This window comes from Shigella sp. FC1544 (assembly GCF_001722145.1).
GTDB lineage: Bacteria > Pseudomonadota > Gammaproteobacteria > Enterobacterales > Enterobacteriaceae > Escherichia > Escherichia coli.
The window spans coordinates 1-232 of record NZ_MECT01000533.1 but is presented as its reverse complement, the minus strand read 5'-3'; the positions used below and the strand labels follow the sequence as shown (position 1 = coordinate 232).

1 pseudogene is annotated in these 232 nt (G+C 58.6%); it reads right to left on the bottom strand.

What is annotated here, in order from left to right:
- Positions 1-134, bottom strand: a pseudogene (locus BGK49_RS28250) (IS1 family transposase); the annotation flags it as partial.
- Between the last annotated feature and the right edge of the window lie 98 nt (positions 135-232).

Here is a 232-nt window from a genome sequence, read left to right as displayed (position 1 = left end):
AGGCTCAGAAGACGCTCCAGTGTGGCCAGAGTGCGTTCACCGAAGACGTGCGCCACAACCGTCCTCCGTATCCTGTCATACGCGTAAAACAGCCAGCGCTGACGTGATTTAGCACCGACGTAGCCCCACTGTTCGTAAGCGTGCAGCAAGAACCGTATTGACGGGGATGTGTTATTCAGTCGGCAGTGCTACGCGCCAGGGGAGCAGTTCGCCGACCCGGTTTATCGGCCAG